The 17,571-nt window shown below is 38.8% G+C and carries 12 protein-coding genes; 4 read left to right on the top strand and 8 right to left on the bottom strand.

Annotated elements, in window-relative coordinates:
* Window positions 1-53: 53 nt before the first annotated feature.
* The gene (locus MMP60_RS04750) at window positions 54-962 is read left to right on the top strand and encodes an ABC transporter permease (protein ID WP_241335208.1); all 909 of its coding nucleotides are present in this window, start codon (window positions 54-56) and stop codon (window positions 960-962) included.
* A gap of 14 nt (window positions 963-976) precedes the next feature.
* Complete coding sequence (locus MMP60_RS04745; protein ID WP_241335207.1) at window positions 977-1,771, top strand: ABC transporter ATP-binding protein; 795 nt, start codon at window positions 977-979, stop codon at window positions 1,769-1,771.
* A gap of 197 nt (window positions 1,772-1,968) precedes the next feature.
* Here MMP60_RS04745 and MMP60_RS04740 read toward each other — a convergent pair whose 3' ends face one another.
* The 8 genes from MMP60_RS04740 to MMP60_RS04705 form a co-directional block, all read right to left on the bottom strand.
* A complete protein-coding gene (locus MMP60_RS04740) occupies window positions 1,969-2,775 on the bottom strand; it encodes a hypothetical protein (protein WP_241335206.1) in 807 nt (268 codons plus the stop codon).
* 71 nt (window positions 2,776-2,846) lie between these two features.
* Entirely contained in the window at window positions 2,847-5,108 is a 2,262-nt protein-coding gene (locus MMP60_RS04735; RefSeq protein WP_241335205.1) for a TonB-dependent hemoglobin/transferrin/lactoferrin family receptor, read from the bottom strand.
* Window positions 5,109-5,662: 554 nt separating this feature from the next.
* Entirely contained in the window at window positions 5,663-5,773 is a 111-nt protein-coding gene (locus tag MMP60_RS04730; RefSeq protein ID WP_241335204.1) for a hypothetical protein, read from the bottom strand.
* A gap of 252 nt (window positions 5,774-6,025) precedes the next feature.
* A complete protein-coding gene (locus tag MMP60_RS04725) occupies window positions 6,026-7,726 on the bottom strand; it encodes an NAD-dependent malic enzyme (RefSeq protein ID WP_241335203.1) in 1,701 nt (566 codons plus the stop codon).
* A gap of 400 nt (window positions 7,727-8,126) precedes the next feature.
* Window positions 8,127-9,575, bottom strand: a complete 1,449-nt coding sequence (locus MMP60_RS04720; protein WP_241335202.1) for an NAD-dependent succinate-semialdehyde dehydrogenase — start codon at window positions 9,573-9,575, stop codon at window positions 8,127-8,129.
* Between the two features lie 15 nt (window positions 9,576-9,590).
* A complete protein-coding gene (gabT, locus tag MMP60_RS04715; protein ID WP_241335201.1) occupies window positions 9,591-10,850 on the bottom strand; it encodes a 4-aminobutyrate--2-oxoglutarate transaminase in 1,260 nt (419 codons plus the stop codon).
* Between the two features lie 277 nt (window positions 10,851-11,127).
* Window positions 11,128-12,303, bottom strand: coding sequence for a porin (locus tag MMP60_RS04710; protein WP_241335200.1), 1,176 nt, complete (start codon window positions 12,301-12,303; stop codon window positions 11,128-11,130).
* Between the two features lie 139 nt (window positions 12,304-12,442).
* Window positions 12,443-13,726: a Glu/Leu/Phe/Val dehydrogenase gene (locus MMP60_RS04705; protein ID WP_241335199.1), complete on the bottom strand. Its 1,284-nt coding sequence runs from the start codon at window positions 13,724-13,726 to the stop codon at window positions 12,443-12,445.
* Between the two features lie 313 nt (window positions 13,727-14,039).
* On the opposite strand from MMP60_RS04705, the gene MMP60_RS04700 reads away from it, so the two are divergent.
* Together MMP60_RS04700 and MMP60_RS04695 are read left to right on the top strand one after the other, a co-directional pair.
* Window positions 14,040-15,542, top strand: a complete 1,503-nt coding sequence (locus MMP60_RS04700; RefSeq protein WP_241335198.1) for a PLP-dependent aminotransferase family protein — start codon at window positions 14,040-14,042, stop codon at window positions 15,540-15,542.
* 409 nt (window positions 15,543-15,951) lie between these two features.
* Window positions 15,952-17,385 (top strand): amino acid permease, encoded by a 1,434-nt coding sequence (locus MMP60_RS04695; protein ID WP_241335197.1) that lies wholly within the window; start codon window positions 15,952-15,954, stop codon window positions 17,383-17,385.
* The last annotated feature ends 186 nt before the right edge of the window (window positions 17,386-17,571 follow it).

Here is a 17,571-nt window from a genome sequence, read left to right as displayed (position 1 = left end):
CCTTCTTTTCCCATCATAAGATTTTTACAGAAAGCTAATAAAGGCTGTAAGGTATGAATAGATTTAAGAGCAAGTCACAGCAGATGGCATTGGGAGTGTTATTGCCATCGATTGCGTTGTTAGTATTTTTATTGTTGTGGCAATTATTAGCAACTGCAACCAAATCAGATGCAGGGAGTTTACCAGGTCCCGCTGATGTATTTGAAGCAAGCAAAAGTTTATTAAATGAATATTTAGAACAACAAGCTGCCAAAGATGCTTTTTATCAAAGCCAACCTGTAGGATCAGATGCGCTATTTAGTGGGCCACCTACATTTTTTAGTCAGATTTTTACAAGTTTAAAAACAGTATTAACTGCTTGTTTATTATCATCTATAGTCGCTATTCCGTTAGGTTTAATGTGTGGTTTAAGTCCTAATTTATACCGTGCACTTAACCCCTTAATTCAAATTTTTAAACCGATTAGTCCTTTAGCTTGGTTACCAATCGTGAGTGTTATTGTGGGCGCAGTCTATATAACACCAAATGACAATCTGCCTAAATCGTTCGTTATATCCGCGGTTACTGTCGCAATGTGTACGATCTGGCCGACATTGATCAATACCATGGTGGGTGTTGGACAAGTAAATCAGGATTTTATTAATGTCAGCCGTGTATTGAATTTACCGTGGTACACCAACTTAACCAAAATTGTACTTCCTGCTGCGACCCCAATGATTTTTACAGGTTTGCGCTTAGCAGTCGGTGTGGGTTGGATGGTACTGATTGCTGCCGAAATGTTGGCACAAAACCCAGGTCTAGGTAAATTTGTATGGGATGAATTTCAAAATGGCAGTTCTCAATCAACTGCACGTATTTTCGTAGCAGTATTCACGATTGGTCTCATCGGTTTCGCCCTAGACCGAATCATGTTGATGTTACAACGCTATTTTAGTTGGGATAAATCCCAAGCCATTCGATAAGGGGAAAACACGCAATGAGTACTTCATATTTGTCTATCCAAGGCGTAGACATGGTTTTCCAAAAAGACAGTGGTCATTACACTGCTTTGAATGATATTAACCTTAATATTACTAAAGGTGAGTTTATATCGTTAATCGGACATTCTGGCTGTGGTAAATCAACTGTATTAAATATTGTTGCTGGCTTATATCAAGCAACTAACGGTGTCGTATTACTCGAAAATAAAGAGGTCAACGCACCTGCAAGCGATCGTGCAGTTGTATTTCAAAACCACTCGTTATTACCTTGGCTCACTTGCTTTGGTAACATCCAATTAGCTGTAGATTCAGTCTTTAAAGAGAGTATGACGAAAGCTGAACGTATTGACTGGATTGATTTCAACTTGCAACAAGTTAATATGTCACATGCACGAGACAAACTACCTAGTGAAATATCTGGTGGAATGAAACAACGTATTGGTATTGCACGTGCCTTAGCAATGAAGCCCAAAGTATTATTATTAGATGAACCTTTTGGCGCATTAGACTCATTAACACGTTGTACTTTGCAAGATGCATTAATGCAGATTCAAAATGAGCTCGGTAATACGATGATCATGATTACTCACGATGTAGACGAAGCTGTATTACTGTCAGATCGTATTGTCATGATGACCAATGGCCCTGCAGCGACTATTGGCGATATTTTAGAAATAAATTTACCACGCCCACGTGATCGTTTAGCACTAGCAACCAATCCTGAGTTTAACCATTACCGTAGTGAAGTATTATCATTCTTGCATCATAAGCATCAACATGCTGAAGCATAAAATTAAATATTAAGAAAATAAAAAAAATAACCGTATATTAATATTCCTTAATATACGGTTATTTAAATATTAACCTCAAATAAATCTCTTTCACCCACCCAATGCCAGAACAGATAAAAATCAATTATTAACAACAACTTATATTTAAACTTAAAACTCTCGACTACCTAATGATAGTCGAGAAAATATTGCGTTCTTTATTGGCTAATCGCTTGATCAATTTTTTTGGCAAATTGTTGCACATCATTTATTTGAATCGTGGTTTTACCCTTACTCATCAATTGAAATTGTTGTGCAGCCATATCCTGCATTTTAATTTTTCCTGCCGCTAAATTACGGTCAAAACGCTGCATAAACTCACCAACATATTCCTGCTCCGTGACGATGAAATCATTATTGCTATCTGTCGCAAAGAATTGCTTATCACGAGCAGTCAGATAATCACCCAAGGTGACATAATCTTTGCCTTGACCATATTGCACAATAAACTCATTCACATTGCTTGGCATCGGCATCGAGATCGGCAATTTCACACGGAAACCATCATGCGTCGTATTATTACTCGCAGCCAACTTAGCATCTTCAGCATTAATCAAACCATCCTGATTTTTATCAAACTCAGCAAAAGTTTTAATGCCTGTTTCTTGAAATTCTTTTAATGTGAGCTTTTGATCTTTATTACTATCGAGAATGCCATAACGTACATGTGCTTGCTTTTCAGACATTTCACGACGTTGTTTCAATAATGGCTCTAAACGCATTTGTTCATATTGTACAAACTGACTTAGTGTCGCTTTCTTATTGGCTTTAAATAAATCAGCATAGTCCTGAGTATACTGCTTAATTAATGTAGCGCTATTTTGCTCTTTATTTTCTGGATGATACAGTACATATAAAGCATAAGCTTGTTGATACGTCGTTGCTGGACTTACTGTATCTGCAACAGCAGATAATGAGGTGGTCAGTAGGCTTAAACCTGCCATCAGCAAAGTCAGTTTTTTCATGGTCATTTCCTTAGATTTAAAAAATTGCTTGAAGAAAAGAAGTGCCTTTCAATCTAGCTGTTAAAATAAAATCAGTATTTAAATTCAACACTTGCGACAACATTACGTCCTGGCTCAGCCGCACGATCAATCAGGCTTGCTTGATTTGTGCCTGTAATCGTACCAACCGCCGCATAATCCCAATATGTCTTGTCAAACATGTTGTTAAGCGCCACATTTAACTTGGCAAACTTGCTAACATTCCAATATGCGGACAAGTCCAATACGGCATAGCCAGCAACAGGTTGATATTTAATATTGTCTTGATAAGTACTTACATCTTGTGAAGCGGTTTTGCTTCCCACGGCTGTCGCAGTCAATCCCAAACCAAAGACTTTGTTTGGATCATCATATGCAAATGTCAGGCTCCCTTTCTCTGGCTGCACAGAGTTCACACCGCTTTTTACATTTTCTTTATTTTTAGCTGACCCTTTGGTTTTACCTGCAACTAAAGCAATACTGAAGCCATCTGAATTTGGAATAAACTGACCTAAGTCGATTCGTGTAGAAAGCTCTCCCCCCCAAATTTGTGCATTCGCCAAATTTTCTGCACGATAGTAACCAAAAGGATATTGTGGCGTCGTACCATAATTGCGGTAATCAATGAAGTCGTTATATTTGCTATAAAAACCTGTCACATCAAATTTAATACCATCAATCGAAGTGTTTCTTAAACCGATCTCAAAAGCATCACTGGTCTCTTTGTTGAGGTTTGAATTACCAATCACGATATAACTGGGATTACCAGGCATCGTCTGATAAATGCCCCCCATTTCCGTTGGAGATGGAATACGCGTACCACGTGTATATTTTAGATAGCTATAATTGTCAGGCGTAAACTGATAACTCGCAGAAAAGCTAGGTGATACATAATTAAAATCACGTGCTTGTACATCGCTATAAGATGTAATGTCTGGTCTGAATTCCTGTCGTTCGACACGGACAGATGGTGTTAAAGTCAAGTCTCGTTCAAATAAATTAAATCGAATATCATCAGACATATAAACTGAATAGCGCTTTAATGCTGAATCAAGTAAATAACCACCTTGATAAACGACTGTGCTTGGGACACCATTTCGAAGATCTAACTTCGTACTCGAATAGTCTTTTTGATCTATGCTTAAACCATATTTTATTTTTTGATTTTTAAGTTCTTTGCTAGCATCAACTTTTAGACCCACATTTTTTTCTTGATAGGTTGTCGAGAAATCACGTGCCACCGTTGCACTATTCATAAAAGACGTATCAGTATCATTATTCGACTGCTGATACCAGATTTTGCTATTCAATTTATCAAATAGAATAAAGTCATTTGGTCTATAAATATGATCAATACTGAATTGTTTTCGATCTACATTCTGCTGTTGTTTTGCATCACTTTTATAGTTTGTAAACAAGTTAGAGGCGATATCATCCGTGTCTGATTTTTTCTTATAATAATCTGCTGTGAAATTAAGCTGATGTTGATCTGATAATTTCCATAAGATTCGTGTCAAAACAGCATCTGACGTCCAGTCAGCTGGAAATGCCGATGTCTTTGAATTTGGTTTTGTCTCATGACCAACTCGGTGAGCATAAGCAATCAGAGCTTTTAAATTTTCGTTGCCAATTGCACCCGTTACAGAAGAAAGCCATGCCTTATCTGCTGAGCTATAACCTGCTTTAAATGTTCCTGCCAGTGTCTTATCACCAGTCAAATAATCTTCAGGCGATTTATTTTTAAAAGAAACTCGCCCACCAATACCATCTGTTGAGACATCTGTCGTACCCGAAACAATATCGACAGATCTAAACATTTCTGGCTCAATATAGTCTCGACCTGCGCCACGTTGCCCCATACTTCTCGGTGGAATATAGGTACTAACAGTCGCTTCTGCTAAATCGACACCATCTACATCTAAGCCTATTCGATTGGCATCAATACCACGGATGTTGTAACTACTGGTTCCAGTCCCATCAAAGAAAGTGCCACTACCTGCAACTGAAAATGGTGCATTCACTAGAGGCAAATATTTCACAATACTTGCCATATCTGTAACACCCGTTTTATCTAAATTTTCACGATTAATTGATGTTCGAGAGACAGGAGATTCATTTTCATGTTCAGCATATACAGTAATCGTTGGTAAAGATGCATACGCTGTTGTCACCTGTGTATCTTCAGCATGGCTCCATGCGCTCACACCTGTAAGCATGAGCGTAGATAAACATAGTGACAAATAACATGGTTTTAAAATAGGTGCATTTAAATTCAATACTGGATGTAACTTGAACTGACGTTGATTTATGGTCATATGGATGAAGCCTACCATCTACAATTGATATTGATAATCACGACATACACCTTTTCTGATGCTTTCAAATTGCGATAAGCAAATACACAGAAAGATGGATGCAAAGATATATAGATCACTACAAATGAGAATGATAATTGATTAGAATATCATTTACAACAATACCACAGTTTTACAACGTAGGCTGTCATCGCAAAATATTGAACAAACCTTTTTTAAATCAAAAAATTAGAGTAGCGCTATTTGTTTAAAAAAAATTTAAAACTATTTTCATTAAAGTTTAATATAGAACCAAAATATTGTTGTCCATCACGCTCAGAGCATCTGTTGCACACAGCTAAAACCTGATGAGCATTGTTTCATTTGAATGTTGTATTAGAGGATAACGAATATCAAAAATATCCAATTTTTTATTATAAATATTAAGGTAATAAAAAGCGGTTAAACGACTCAAAAATGAATATTTTTCTATCCAATTCATCAAGCAGTAGTATCCCCTACTGCTAAAAATTTCAGCTCAGTCTGGATCAGTAACCTAGCATGATCCAACTGATTTATAATAAATATTCCCAAATGAGATAACCTAAGCCGAATCCTAAAAAAGCATAGAGCGTAATAATAAAGAAAACAAAGCTTGCGTTATTTTTCTTGTTTAAAAAACTCATATTCATTCCATCTGCATCGACCATGCATATACTTTGAATGAATACAGATTTGAATCATAGATACAGATTTTATAAAAAAAATATAACAGATGATTGTGATGCATGGTTTCATAACTGAGACGGGAATTAGAGCGACTTGGCAGATGATCAAATCTACCAAGCCGAATTCAACCTTGAGCATGTGTTAAGGCGTAGAATTTAATCCTCCACCAAACTACTTTCGATATAACCATCGAAAGCGTTTGATCTCGATCAGAAGGTGACACGGCGATAATTTCGATATTCAGGTGTCCAGAAATTATCCTCGATCACTTTTTTCAAAATATCATTGCTCATCGGTATAGCCAATCCATCTGCCATCGCTGCTTTTGCAACTTTAAACGCAATAAACTTAGATACTTGCTGAATATCATTAATATTTGGCAATAAGTCTGCTGCGGCATTACTCAATCGTGGTGAACAATCAGCCAAAGCTGTACTCGCAGCCATCAACATAGCATCACTGATATGATTTGCACCACATGCAATCACGCCCAAACCAATTCCAGGGAAAATATAAGAATTATTACATTGGGCAATTGAATAAGTCTTTCCTTCAAAATATACGGGTGCAAAAGGACTGCCTGTGGCCACAATTGCAGCACCTTGCGTCCATTCAATAATATCTTTAGGTTGTGCTTCTACCTGAGAAGTTGGGTTAGATAATGGCAAAACGATGGGGTGTTTATAATATTTAGCTAAGGTTTTAATCACTTCTTCACTAAATAAGCCTGCCTGTCCAGATACACCAATCAAAATACTCGGCTTGGCATTTTTCACAACATCAAGCAGTGAAACATATTCACCTGAATACTCCCATGTTCTTATCACGTCCACAGGAGTGGCAAGTTTTTGTTGGAAGTCTAATAGGTTCGCTTGTTGTTCAGTCATTAAACCAAAACGATCAACCATGAAAATACGTGAGCGAGCTTCGTGATCACTCAAGCCTTCATCCATCATTTGTCTAACGATATGTTCTGCAATGCCACAACCTGCTGAACCTGCCCCAACAAATGTAATCGTTTGATCTTTAAGTTGTTTACCCTGCGATCTTGATGCCGCAATTAAAGTAGCAACGGTAACCGCAGCCGTTCCTTGAATATCATCATTAAAACAGCAAATTTTATCTCGATATTGAGTCAATAATGGCATGGCATTGGTTTGAGCAAAATCTTCAAACTGTATGAGTACATTTGGCCAACGTTGGCGAACAGCAGCAATAATTTGCTCCACAAATTGATAGTATTGCTCTCCACGAATACGAGGCTGTTTCCAACCCATGTAAATTGGGTCATTCAATAATGCTTGGTTATTTGTGCCAACGTCGATGGTAATCGGTAAAGTATAGGCTGGGCTAATACCACCACATGCGGTATATAAAGAGAGTTTGCCAATTGGAATGCCCATCCCACCAATGCCTTGATCACCTAAACCAAGGATGCGCTCACCATCGGTAATCACAATCACTTTTACATTTTTCTTATTCACATTATGAATAATCTGATCAATGTATTCACGTTCAGCATAAGAAATGAAGATGCCACGATGACGACGATAAATGTCAGAAAAGCGTTGGCAAGCCTCTCCTACCGTTGGCGTATAAATGATAGGAAGCATTTCATCTAAATGCTGACTTAATAAGCTATAAAACAGCGTCTCATTGGTGTCTTGAATATTTCTTAAATAAATATGCTTATTCAAGTTATTGTCAAATGACAAATACTGCTGATAAGAGCGCTGTGTTTGCTCTTCGATGTTTTCTATATTATTGGGTATCAGACCATGTAGGTTAAAGTGTTCTCGCTCTTCTGTGGAAAAAGCAGAACCTTTATTTAAGAGTGGAAGTTCTAAAAGAGCATTTCCAGCATAGGGAATATACAAAGGTTTTTGGGTTTTACTCGGATTTGCAGGCATACCTTACTCTTTCGATGGTCCATCAAATATCAAATTTTCTTTGCTCAAAGTTCTGTTAAAAATGAACTTTCACAATGTGTATAATTTACACCAATAGACACCTAAAACTGCATATATCTCACTATATACAAGACCATTGATTATTTAGTAAATAAATAGTGTGTTTAAATTACAATCATTTTTATTGAAACAATAGAACAGAATCGTACATTATTTAGCAACTGTTGGCATTTTAACCATAAATGATGTTATTGGCGAAAGCATCAAACAGACTTAGAATTATCCCCCAAAAAAAGTGATGGCTGATCACAGACATCGCTCAATATAGAAGCCTCCCAAAAATGAAAAATCAGCCTTAAATGGGTAAGGCTGATCTTTAACTGATGATGGTAAGTCGTGTTTATGAGGATAAATCCACACATAGATATTTCATTTCGAGATATTCATCAATCCCGAATTTAGAACCTTCACGCCCTAAACCAGATTGCTTCACTCCACCAAATGGAGCAACCTCATTTGAAATCGCACCTGTATTAATTCCAACCATGCCATATTCTAATGCTTCACCCACACGCCATTGGCGAGCTGTATTTTGGGTAAATACATACGTTGCCAAACCAAATTCCGTATCATTTGCCATCGCAACTGCTTCTTCTTCAGTATTGAATCGAAATAGTGGCGCTAATGGGCCAAACGTTTCTTCTTTTGCAACGCTCATCTCTTGAGTGACTTCGGTCAGTACGGTTGGCTCAAAGAAAGTACCACCCAAACTTGAACGCTGCCCACCAATTTTAACTTGTGCACCTTTACCAACGGCATCTGCAATATGTGACTGAACTTTAGCAATCGCATCTTCATCAATCAGTGGACCTTGAGTTGATCCTTCATGACGACCATCACCAACTTTTAAATTGGCAACCGCAACGGTTAATTTTTCAGCGAGAGCATCATAAATACCCGCTTGTACATAAATACGGTTAGCACACACACAGGTTTGACCACTGTTGCGGAATTTGCTGACCATAATGCCTTGAACAGCCTGCTCTAGATTAGCATCGTCAAAAACCAATACAGGTGCATTACCACCCAATTCAAGTGATAATTTTTTGATGGTCGGTGAACACTGTTCCATCAAAATTCGACCTACTTGAGTTGAACCAGTAAAGCTCAGTTTTTTTACTGTATCACTTGCGCATAAGGTTTTACCCACTTCAATCGCATCACCACTAATATGTAATAAAACATCTTGTGGTAATCCTGCTTGTAGCGCCAAAACTTCTAAAGCATATGCTGTTAATGGTGTTTGCTCAGCAGGCTTTACGAGCATCGAACAACCTGCTGCAATTGCAGGTGCAGCTTTACGTGTAATCATTGCCGCTGGAAAATTCCACGGCGTAATTGCGGCTGTTACACCTATCGCTTGCTTAATCACCAACAGACGCTGGTGTGCTAAAGTGGGTGTCAATACCTCACCATCAATACGGCGTGCCTGTTCTGCAAACCATCGAATAAATGATGCAGCATAAGCAATTTCACCACGGGCTTCAGCTAAAGGCTTACCTTGCTCTGCCGTTAGGATTTGTGCCAATTGCTCTTTGTTCTGCTGCATTAGGTTATACCATGCCCACAGAACATCTGCTCGTTGCAATGCAGTTTGTGCTTTCCAGCCAACCTGTGCCGCCTGTGAACGAGCAATTGCTTGTTCTACAGCCTCACGGTCAAGTGATTTGACCCATGCCAATGTTTCATGGGTTGCCGCATCATTTACTTCAATATAATTGCCATTTAAAGGTGGCTCAAAGCAAATATCTGGATGCTGTAATAAATATTTTAAATGATCTTGAAGCATTTCAATCACTCATTATTATGCAGTTAGAGTTGCAAATCCTTGTTTTAAAATCGCAAGAGCTTCACGGAATTGCTCAGTTGGAATCGTTAGAGGATAAAGGAAACGAATAACATTACCATAACGACCACATGTTAAAATTAACAAACCATTCTGCATTGCATAATTCTGTATAGCTTTGGCTTGGTCAGCTGTTTCTAACTCTACTGCGACCATTGAACCTAAAGCACGAATATCCGTGACGACATTTGAACTTGCTTTGATTGTATTCAATACCGCAACTAATTCCGTACCTAATTCATTGGCACGATCACATAACCCTTCACTTTCAATAACATCAATCACTGCATGTGCAGCAGCAACTGCAATTGGGTTACCCGCATAAGTTCCACCTAAACCACCAGGATTAGGTGCATCCATGACATCAACACGCCCAACAACCGCTGAAATCGGAAAACCACCACCCAAGCTTTTTGCCATCGTAATCAGGTCAGCTTTCGTTTCGTAATGGTCCATTGCAAATAATTTGCCTGTACGAGCAAAACCAGACTGTACTTCATCCGCAATAATGAGAATGCCATGTTGGTCACACAACGCACGCAAACGTGTTAAAAACTCTGCGGGTACAACATTGAAGCCACCTTCGCCTTGTACTGGTTCAAGTACAATCGCAGCAACATCATGTGCTGCAATATCTTCAGCAAAAATATCTTCAACACTTTGAATTGCATCATTTACAGTAACGCCTTTTGACTCTACTGGATAACGTGCATGAAAAACACCTGCTGGCATAACACCAAAGTCACGTTTGTACGGTGCTGTTTTACCTGTCATTGCCATTGTCATAAATGAACGACCGTGGAAACCGTTACCAAAAGTCACGATACCGTGACGACCAGTATGCGCACGAGCAATTTTAACTGCATTTTCTACGGCTTCAGCACCTGTAGAAAAAAATGAAGTTTTTGCTGCACCTTCAATCGGCGCTCGCTCATTAATGCGCTCAGCCAATGAAATATAACTTTCATAAGGTACAACTTGATAAGCTGTATGGGTAAATTTGGTTAATTGTTCAGTAACAGCAGCAATAATTTTAGGGTGGCGATGACCTGTATTCAGTACCGCAATGCCTCCTGCAAAATCAATAAATTGATTACCTTCAGCATCCCAAATCGTCGCATTTTCTGCTTTCTCCGCATACCATTGACACATGACACCAACACCACGAGGTGTTGCTTGTTGTTTACGTGCGTTCAGTGCAGAGTGTTTACTGTCCATTTCGTATCCTCATTCTTGATTCATACTTTGTAAAATTTTGGCATCCATATCATGCGATTGATGATATGCAGATGACTCATGGTTCTTTTGCATTTTGCGCTTTTATTACGATGAGACGAGAGCCACTTTAATGAAGATGAAGAGAGCCAATTCATTTGATCTTTGCGCTTATTTTCAATTAAAATCAAACAAAACAATTAAAATTCAAATACTTAATAAAAATCAATAAAAAAATAGCACCTTTCCAAAAGGTGCCATTACACGGGCATAGAGAAAATTAGAAATTGTAGATAAATAACAAATTCAAGAGTCGGCTATGTCCAGAGCTATCACCTTCTGCCAAAGAAGCAGAATCTCCCCCAATAAACACATCATTTTTGCCTGTAATATATTCAGCAGCTAAAGAGAACTGCTTCATATCCAATTGAGCCCCTAAGATACTGCGCGTCGATGTCGCAAAATCCGACTTGTCCTTATCAAAAATGGTATAACTCGCATAAGGCGTCAGGTCATAATCTTGATAGAAATGATTGATTTTATAGTCCACATTGGCGACATAATAATTGGCATCATTCGCAACATAATATTTCGATTCAAAAGAGCCTACTGTTGCATAGTCAGGCTGACTTAACGATTGAGTATTTGCCCGATTCTGCCCAGCCGTCAAAGTCAAATTTGCATCTTGATAGTTTAAGCGACCAAAAATATTCCATGCATTGCGGTGTCCAGTTTGATCATTGCTACTATTTTTAAGGTCTGAATACCAATATGATCCCCCAACATTCAGCTTAACTAGCTCATTATCTAAGGGAATTTGCTGATTAATTCGTGCAACCCACATGTTTCTTTCTTTGATTTCATCTACGGTAGCATCATCAGGTTTCACATAGTTAGCTGCATAACGTGCCGCATCACCATCACCAACAAAATGACCACCATCACCAACAAAATAAGCCAAGTTCACGACCGTATTTGTACCCAACTGCTGCTGCCAATTAATACCTAGATTATGCACATCTTCTAAACCAGCATTGTCTAGTGAACTACCATACCAACTGCTACTCCAGAAACGACCAATACCAAAAGGCATATCCTGTAGACCTACTGTAATACGGCTATGCTCATTCAATTTATAGCCCACATTTGCATTCACCAAAGTTGAGAAATCACATAGCGTATCATTTTGATAACAACGGTATTCCGCTTGGCCAAAAAATGACTTGGCATCATATTTCACACTTAGTTTTGCAGCATTAAATTTTAATTTATGGTCACTATCCGAATAATCTTTATCTTGATAATTGGCGCGCACCCAACCTGACATTGTCAGTTTTCCTAAATCAGTATCTGCATTTCCCCAAGAAAGACTATCTGCCTGTGCAAAGGTAGGTACACTAATAACACTCGCGAGAGTACACAATGAAAATGACTTCATTAAAAAACGTTGTAACATAAGAAAAACCCCAGAAAGAAAAAATCAATTTCAAAAGGATCTCTCGCAAAAGTAATTTTTTGATTAAATCTAATGATTCAAGGCAGTGAATACCCAAGCCCAGAGTTAATCCCATTTTCTCTTGCAAGAGATCATGTCATTAACCTGGATAAATACCGCGCTCTTTGCGGGCAATTAAAATACGCTCACATGCCAGAATATAAGCCGCAGTACGCAAAGAACAATCCACCTCTTCGGCTTTAGACCAAATGCTGTGTACGGCATTTTTCATGATCACATCCATGCGTTGATTGATTTCTTCTTCAGTCCAAAAGTAACTCGCTAGGTCTTGTACCCATTCAAAATAACTGACCGTTACACCACCTGCATTACAAATGACATCGGGTACAACCGTGATTTGACGATCGCTCAAGATTTCATCCGCTTCTGTTAAAGTCGGGCCATTGGCACCTTCTAAAATTATTTTGGCTTGAATGGTTTGAGCAACATGGGTATTAATTACCCCCTCTAATGCGGCTGGAATAAAAACTTCAGCGGGAATAGCCCAAAATTCTGAAGCTTGAATTTCATCTGCTACGGAGAATCCTTGAATCTTTTGATTGCTTCTTGAGTATTCAATTAACTTTGCAATATCAATTCCTTGCTCTTGATACAAAGTTGCAGAGTGGTCTTGTACACAAATCACCTTACTGCCATTTTCATGGAATAATAAAGCGGCTTCACTACCGACATTACCAAAGCCTTGTACACACACTCGAGCATCATTTAAATCTAAACCAATTTGCTGAGCGACTTCACGACCTGAAATATACACGCCACGACCCGTTGCTTTGACGCGTCCTAAAGACCCGCCAAGATGTACAGGTTTACCTGTCACAACACCCGTTATGGTAGAACCCGCATTCATGGAAAAAGTATCCATCATCCATGCCATCGTCTGTGGATTTGTCCCAACATCTGGTGCTGGAATATCTTTTTGAGGTCCAATAATAAAATTGATTTCTGCAGTATAACGTCGAGTTAATCGCTCCAATTCTCGCTTAGATAATTGTGTTGGATCGACACGCACCCCTCCTTTCGCACCACCAAAAGGTAAATTTAACGCAGCACATTTAATGGTCATCCATGCCGAAAGTGCCATCACCTCATCGAGATTGACATCAGGATGGAATCTTACTCCGCCCTTTCCTGGACCACGAGTTAGATTGTGCTGAACGCGATAACCTTCAAAATGTTGTACCGAGCCATCATCCATAATGACAGGAATGTCGACAATTAAACTCCGCTTCGGACGCCGAAGCATCTCTAAGCGTTCACTCAGCTCACCAAGATAGGGAGCCACTTTTTCCAACTGCTTTAGATAATTATTCCAAGCGGTTGTACCTTGTTCTGTATACGTGAGACCTTTGACCATCGTATTCATTGCATGACCTTATTTTTTGTCTGCAGACGCATTTCCTTGCAGCCGCAAAAAGTATAAATTATGTGGACTTGTCGGCATTTACTGATCTATTGTCTTTAGGCTGTTGCATCTGAACTTAAAAAATTAAGCTCAGATTTTTCGCTTTGGCTTTTACCCAGATATGTGTATATTGCCTGCCGTTTACAGAGCCGCATTTTCTCCAGCCGCATATGAGCGAGATACTTCGACAATCATTCATTGCCTGACCAGATTATTTTGCACGCACTGATATTGCTCTCACGAGAGCCACTTTGAATTTGAAGGAGAGAGCCAATTGCGTAGCTTACTTGGAGATTATTTGCTACAGCGATTACAGCAAGATATTGATGGAACGTTGCAACTACGATTGTTTCGCTGCTTGCGTAATGCCATGATTGACGGCGTATTGGCACCCAAAACTCGCTTACCTGCGTCAAGAGATCTTGCCAAAGAAGTCAAAGTTTCTCGTAATACGGTCTTAAGCGCTTATGAGCAATTGCAAGCACAAGGCTATGTCGATGCTCGTACTGGACAAGGTACGTGGGTCGCAGAAAAACTACCTGAATCATTTTTAGTCAAAGCCGAAAATAACAACACGACGATTCAGGATAAGAAATCTTCACAGAATTACAGCCTGTCTCAACGTGGATCATATTTAGTCGGCTATTCAGCAGCATCACCTTATCAATGGGGGGCATTTGTGCCGGGTGCGCCAGATGTGACTGAATTTCCACATCATATTTTTAGTAGAATTCAGACTCGTTTAAGTCGTGAACCTGACATTACCAACTTAATTTACAGTAATGCTGGCGGATGCTTAGAACTACGCCAAGAACTTGCCGAATACCTTAAAATTGCACGTTCTGTACAATGTGATGCCAATCAAATCATCATTACAGAAGGTACACATCAAGCAATTGATTTAGTTTCACGAACACTAAGTGATCCAGGTGATGAAGTGTGGATCGAAGATCCAGCCTATTGGGGAGCGCGTAATATTTTACGCATTAACGGTGTCAATCTACGTTCACTGCCTGTCGATCAAGAAGGTATTATTCCTGACCTCCACCCTAAACAGCCACCCAAACTTATTTTTGTTACCCCCTCTCACCAGTACCCTTTAGGTTCACATTTGAGCCTTGAACGACGTAAACAACTGATTGCAATTGCTCGTCAACACAAGAGTTGGATTGTAGAAGATGATTATGACAGTGAATTCAGATTCTCAGGGCAACCCTATCCTTCATTACAGGGATTGGAGCCAGATGCACCCGTCATTTACATGGGAACATTCAGCAAAACCATTTACCCAGCATTGCGTATTGGCTATTTAGTTGTACCTAAAAAACTGTTCTCACCATTGCGGATTGTGGCAGCAGAACTGTACCGCGGTGGACATCTATTAGATCAAAAGGTATTGGCAGAATTTATCCGTGAGGGACATTATGAGGCGCATATTCGACGTATGCGCTTACTTTACAGCAAACGTCATGCCTTTTTAATTGACTTGATCCAACGTCATTTAGGTCAGGAATTTCTGCATGAATACAATACTGCTGCTGGTCTGCATCTCATTTTAAAATTACCAAGTGACAGTGATGACGTACTGATTGCAACCAATGCACTTGATCAAGGTGTTAAAGTTCGAGCGCTCTCTCAGTACTACACAAAACACTATTCCACACGACAAAAAGGCTTGCTTCTCGGCTTTGCCTGTGTGAGTGAACAGGAGATATTAGTTGCTTTTGGCATTTTGCTTAAATGTCTGCGTGATACTGGTATTCGGACTTTAAATTAATAATTTATAAGGGAATTATTATTAAAAATTCACACTCAGATCAAGCGTTCTGCTCAGTCTATGTAAAGCCATATTTGACTGTTTTATTCTATTTAATCTTTTTTTCCTGTAAACGTTAGTTCCTATACTTTTCACATTTTTTATGTAATTGGCTCCTTTGAATAGCTAAAAAATGGCTCTCGTCACCTGATAACAAAAAAGAGAAATTAGCAATACACATAAACAGTATGTAATCGTTTTGTAAACAAAGTGTGTTTTTTCACTTTCTTGCGGAGATATCAAGCTGATTAAATTGAGCTGAAATATTGATGAAGTGCTTGGCAATTCGGTTACAGTTTCAATGGATAGACAATGCGAAAAAGGTATAGCCCCACATTGCAACTATATCCTTGATATTAAGGGAAATAATATGGCAGAACATCAAAATGCCTCCGAGCTAGATTCATCGCAAGGCTTAAAAAGTGGGTTAAAATCACGCCACCTCACCATGATTTCTATTGCAGGAGTTATTGGTGGCGCACTCTTTGTTGGTTCAGGAAATGTCATCTATTCCGCAGGGCCTGCTGCACTTATTGCATACTCTCTAGGTGGATTATTGGTTCTATTGATCATGCGTATGCTAGGTGAAATGGCGGTACTTAATCCAGATAGTGGCTCTTTCTCCACTTATGCAGATCGAGGAATTGGTCGTTGGGCTGGCTTCTCTATTGGATGGCTTTACTGGTCTTTCTGGACACTGCTTATGGGATGGGAAGCCTTCGTTGCAGGTAAAATTCTCAATAGTTGGTTTCCATTTATCCCCATTTGGGGCTATATGCTATTTGTGATTTTAGCTTTAGTCTGGATTAATTTACGTGATGTTAAAAATTATGGTGAGTTTGAATTCTGGTTTGCCTTAGTTAAAGTGATTGCAATTGTTCTATTTTTGGTTGTGGGTAGTTTAGCCATCATGCATCTTTGGCCTTGGGGTGATGCATCTATGCGAGGTGGTATTACCTATCTAACTGAAAAAAGCTTTATGCCAAATGGCTTTTCTTCTGTCATTACCGCTCTACTAGGTGTCATGTTCGCTTACATGGGTGCAGAAATCGTGACTGTTGCTGCCGCTGAAACAAAAGACCCTGCTAAAGAAATCCGAAAAGCATCCAATTCAATTGTATGGCGAATCATTTTATTTTATGTTGGCTCGATGTTTATTACGGTTTGTCTAATACCGTATAACAACCCATTATTAAAGGACCCAACTTGGGGAACATACAGTGTTACGCTTAGCGCATTAGGTATTCCTGAAGCACGTCATATTGTCAATTTTGTTGTTTTAACGTCTGTATGTAGCTGCTTTAACTCTGCTCTCTATACATGTTCACGTATGATGTATTCTTTATCTAAACGTGGTGATGCACCAAAAAGTTTTGGATTAACTAACCATAATAACAGTCCGTGGGTTGGTGTTATTTTTTCTAGTCTTTTTTCAATCGTTGCTGTTTATCTAACTGCAACTGAAAGCATGAATATTTATGATGTACTCATGTTAGCAACAGGTACGGTCTCTTTATATGTATATCTTGCAATTGCGATTTCACAACTGAAATTACGTAAAAAACTAGAAGCAGATGGTGTCGATATCCCATTTAAAATGTGGCTATTCCCGTGGCTCACATATCTTGTGATTATTTTTATCATTGGTGCTTTAATTACAATGGTAATAGAGGGAACTTATTTTAAAGAGGTTGCCTATACCAGCGTGCTTGCATTATTTATCATCGGCTTAGGTATTTGTAAACAAAAATTTAATTGGGGAAAGGACTCAGAGACTAAACTTGAGCTCTCTGATAATCACTAGAAATAAGCCCTAAAAAGCATATAAATTCTATCTGTGAACACACTCTTGCTGTTCACAGATAAGCCCTTATTTTAATTCCTCGTCTTTTTATGTTGATCATTTCTTCAGCCTCTCAGAGTTTATATTTCAATCATCTAACAAAGTACGAAGAAATTTAGATTTTAATTCCCGATATCTATGCTATGA

Source organism: Acinetobacter sp. ANC 4805 (genome assembly GCF_022549495.1).
Taxonomy (GTDB): domain Bacteria; phylum Pseudomonadota; class Gammaproteobacteria; order Pseudomonadales; family Moraxellaceae; genus Acinetobacter.
The sequence above is the reverse complement of the archived record's forward strand: the minus strand, read 5'-3'. Positions and strand labels throughout refer to the sequence as shown.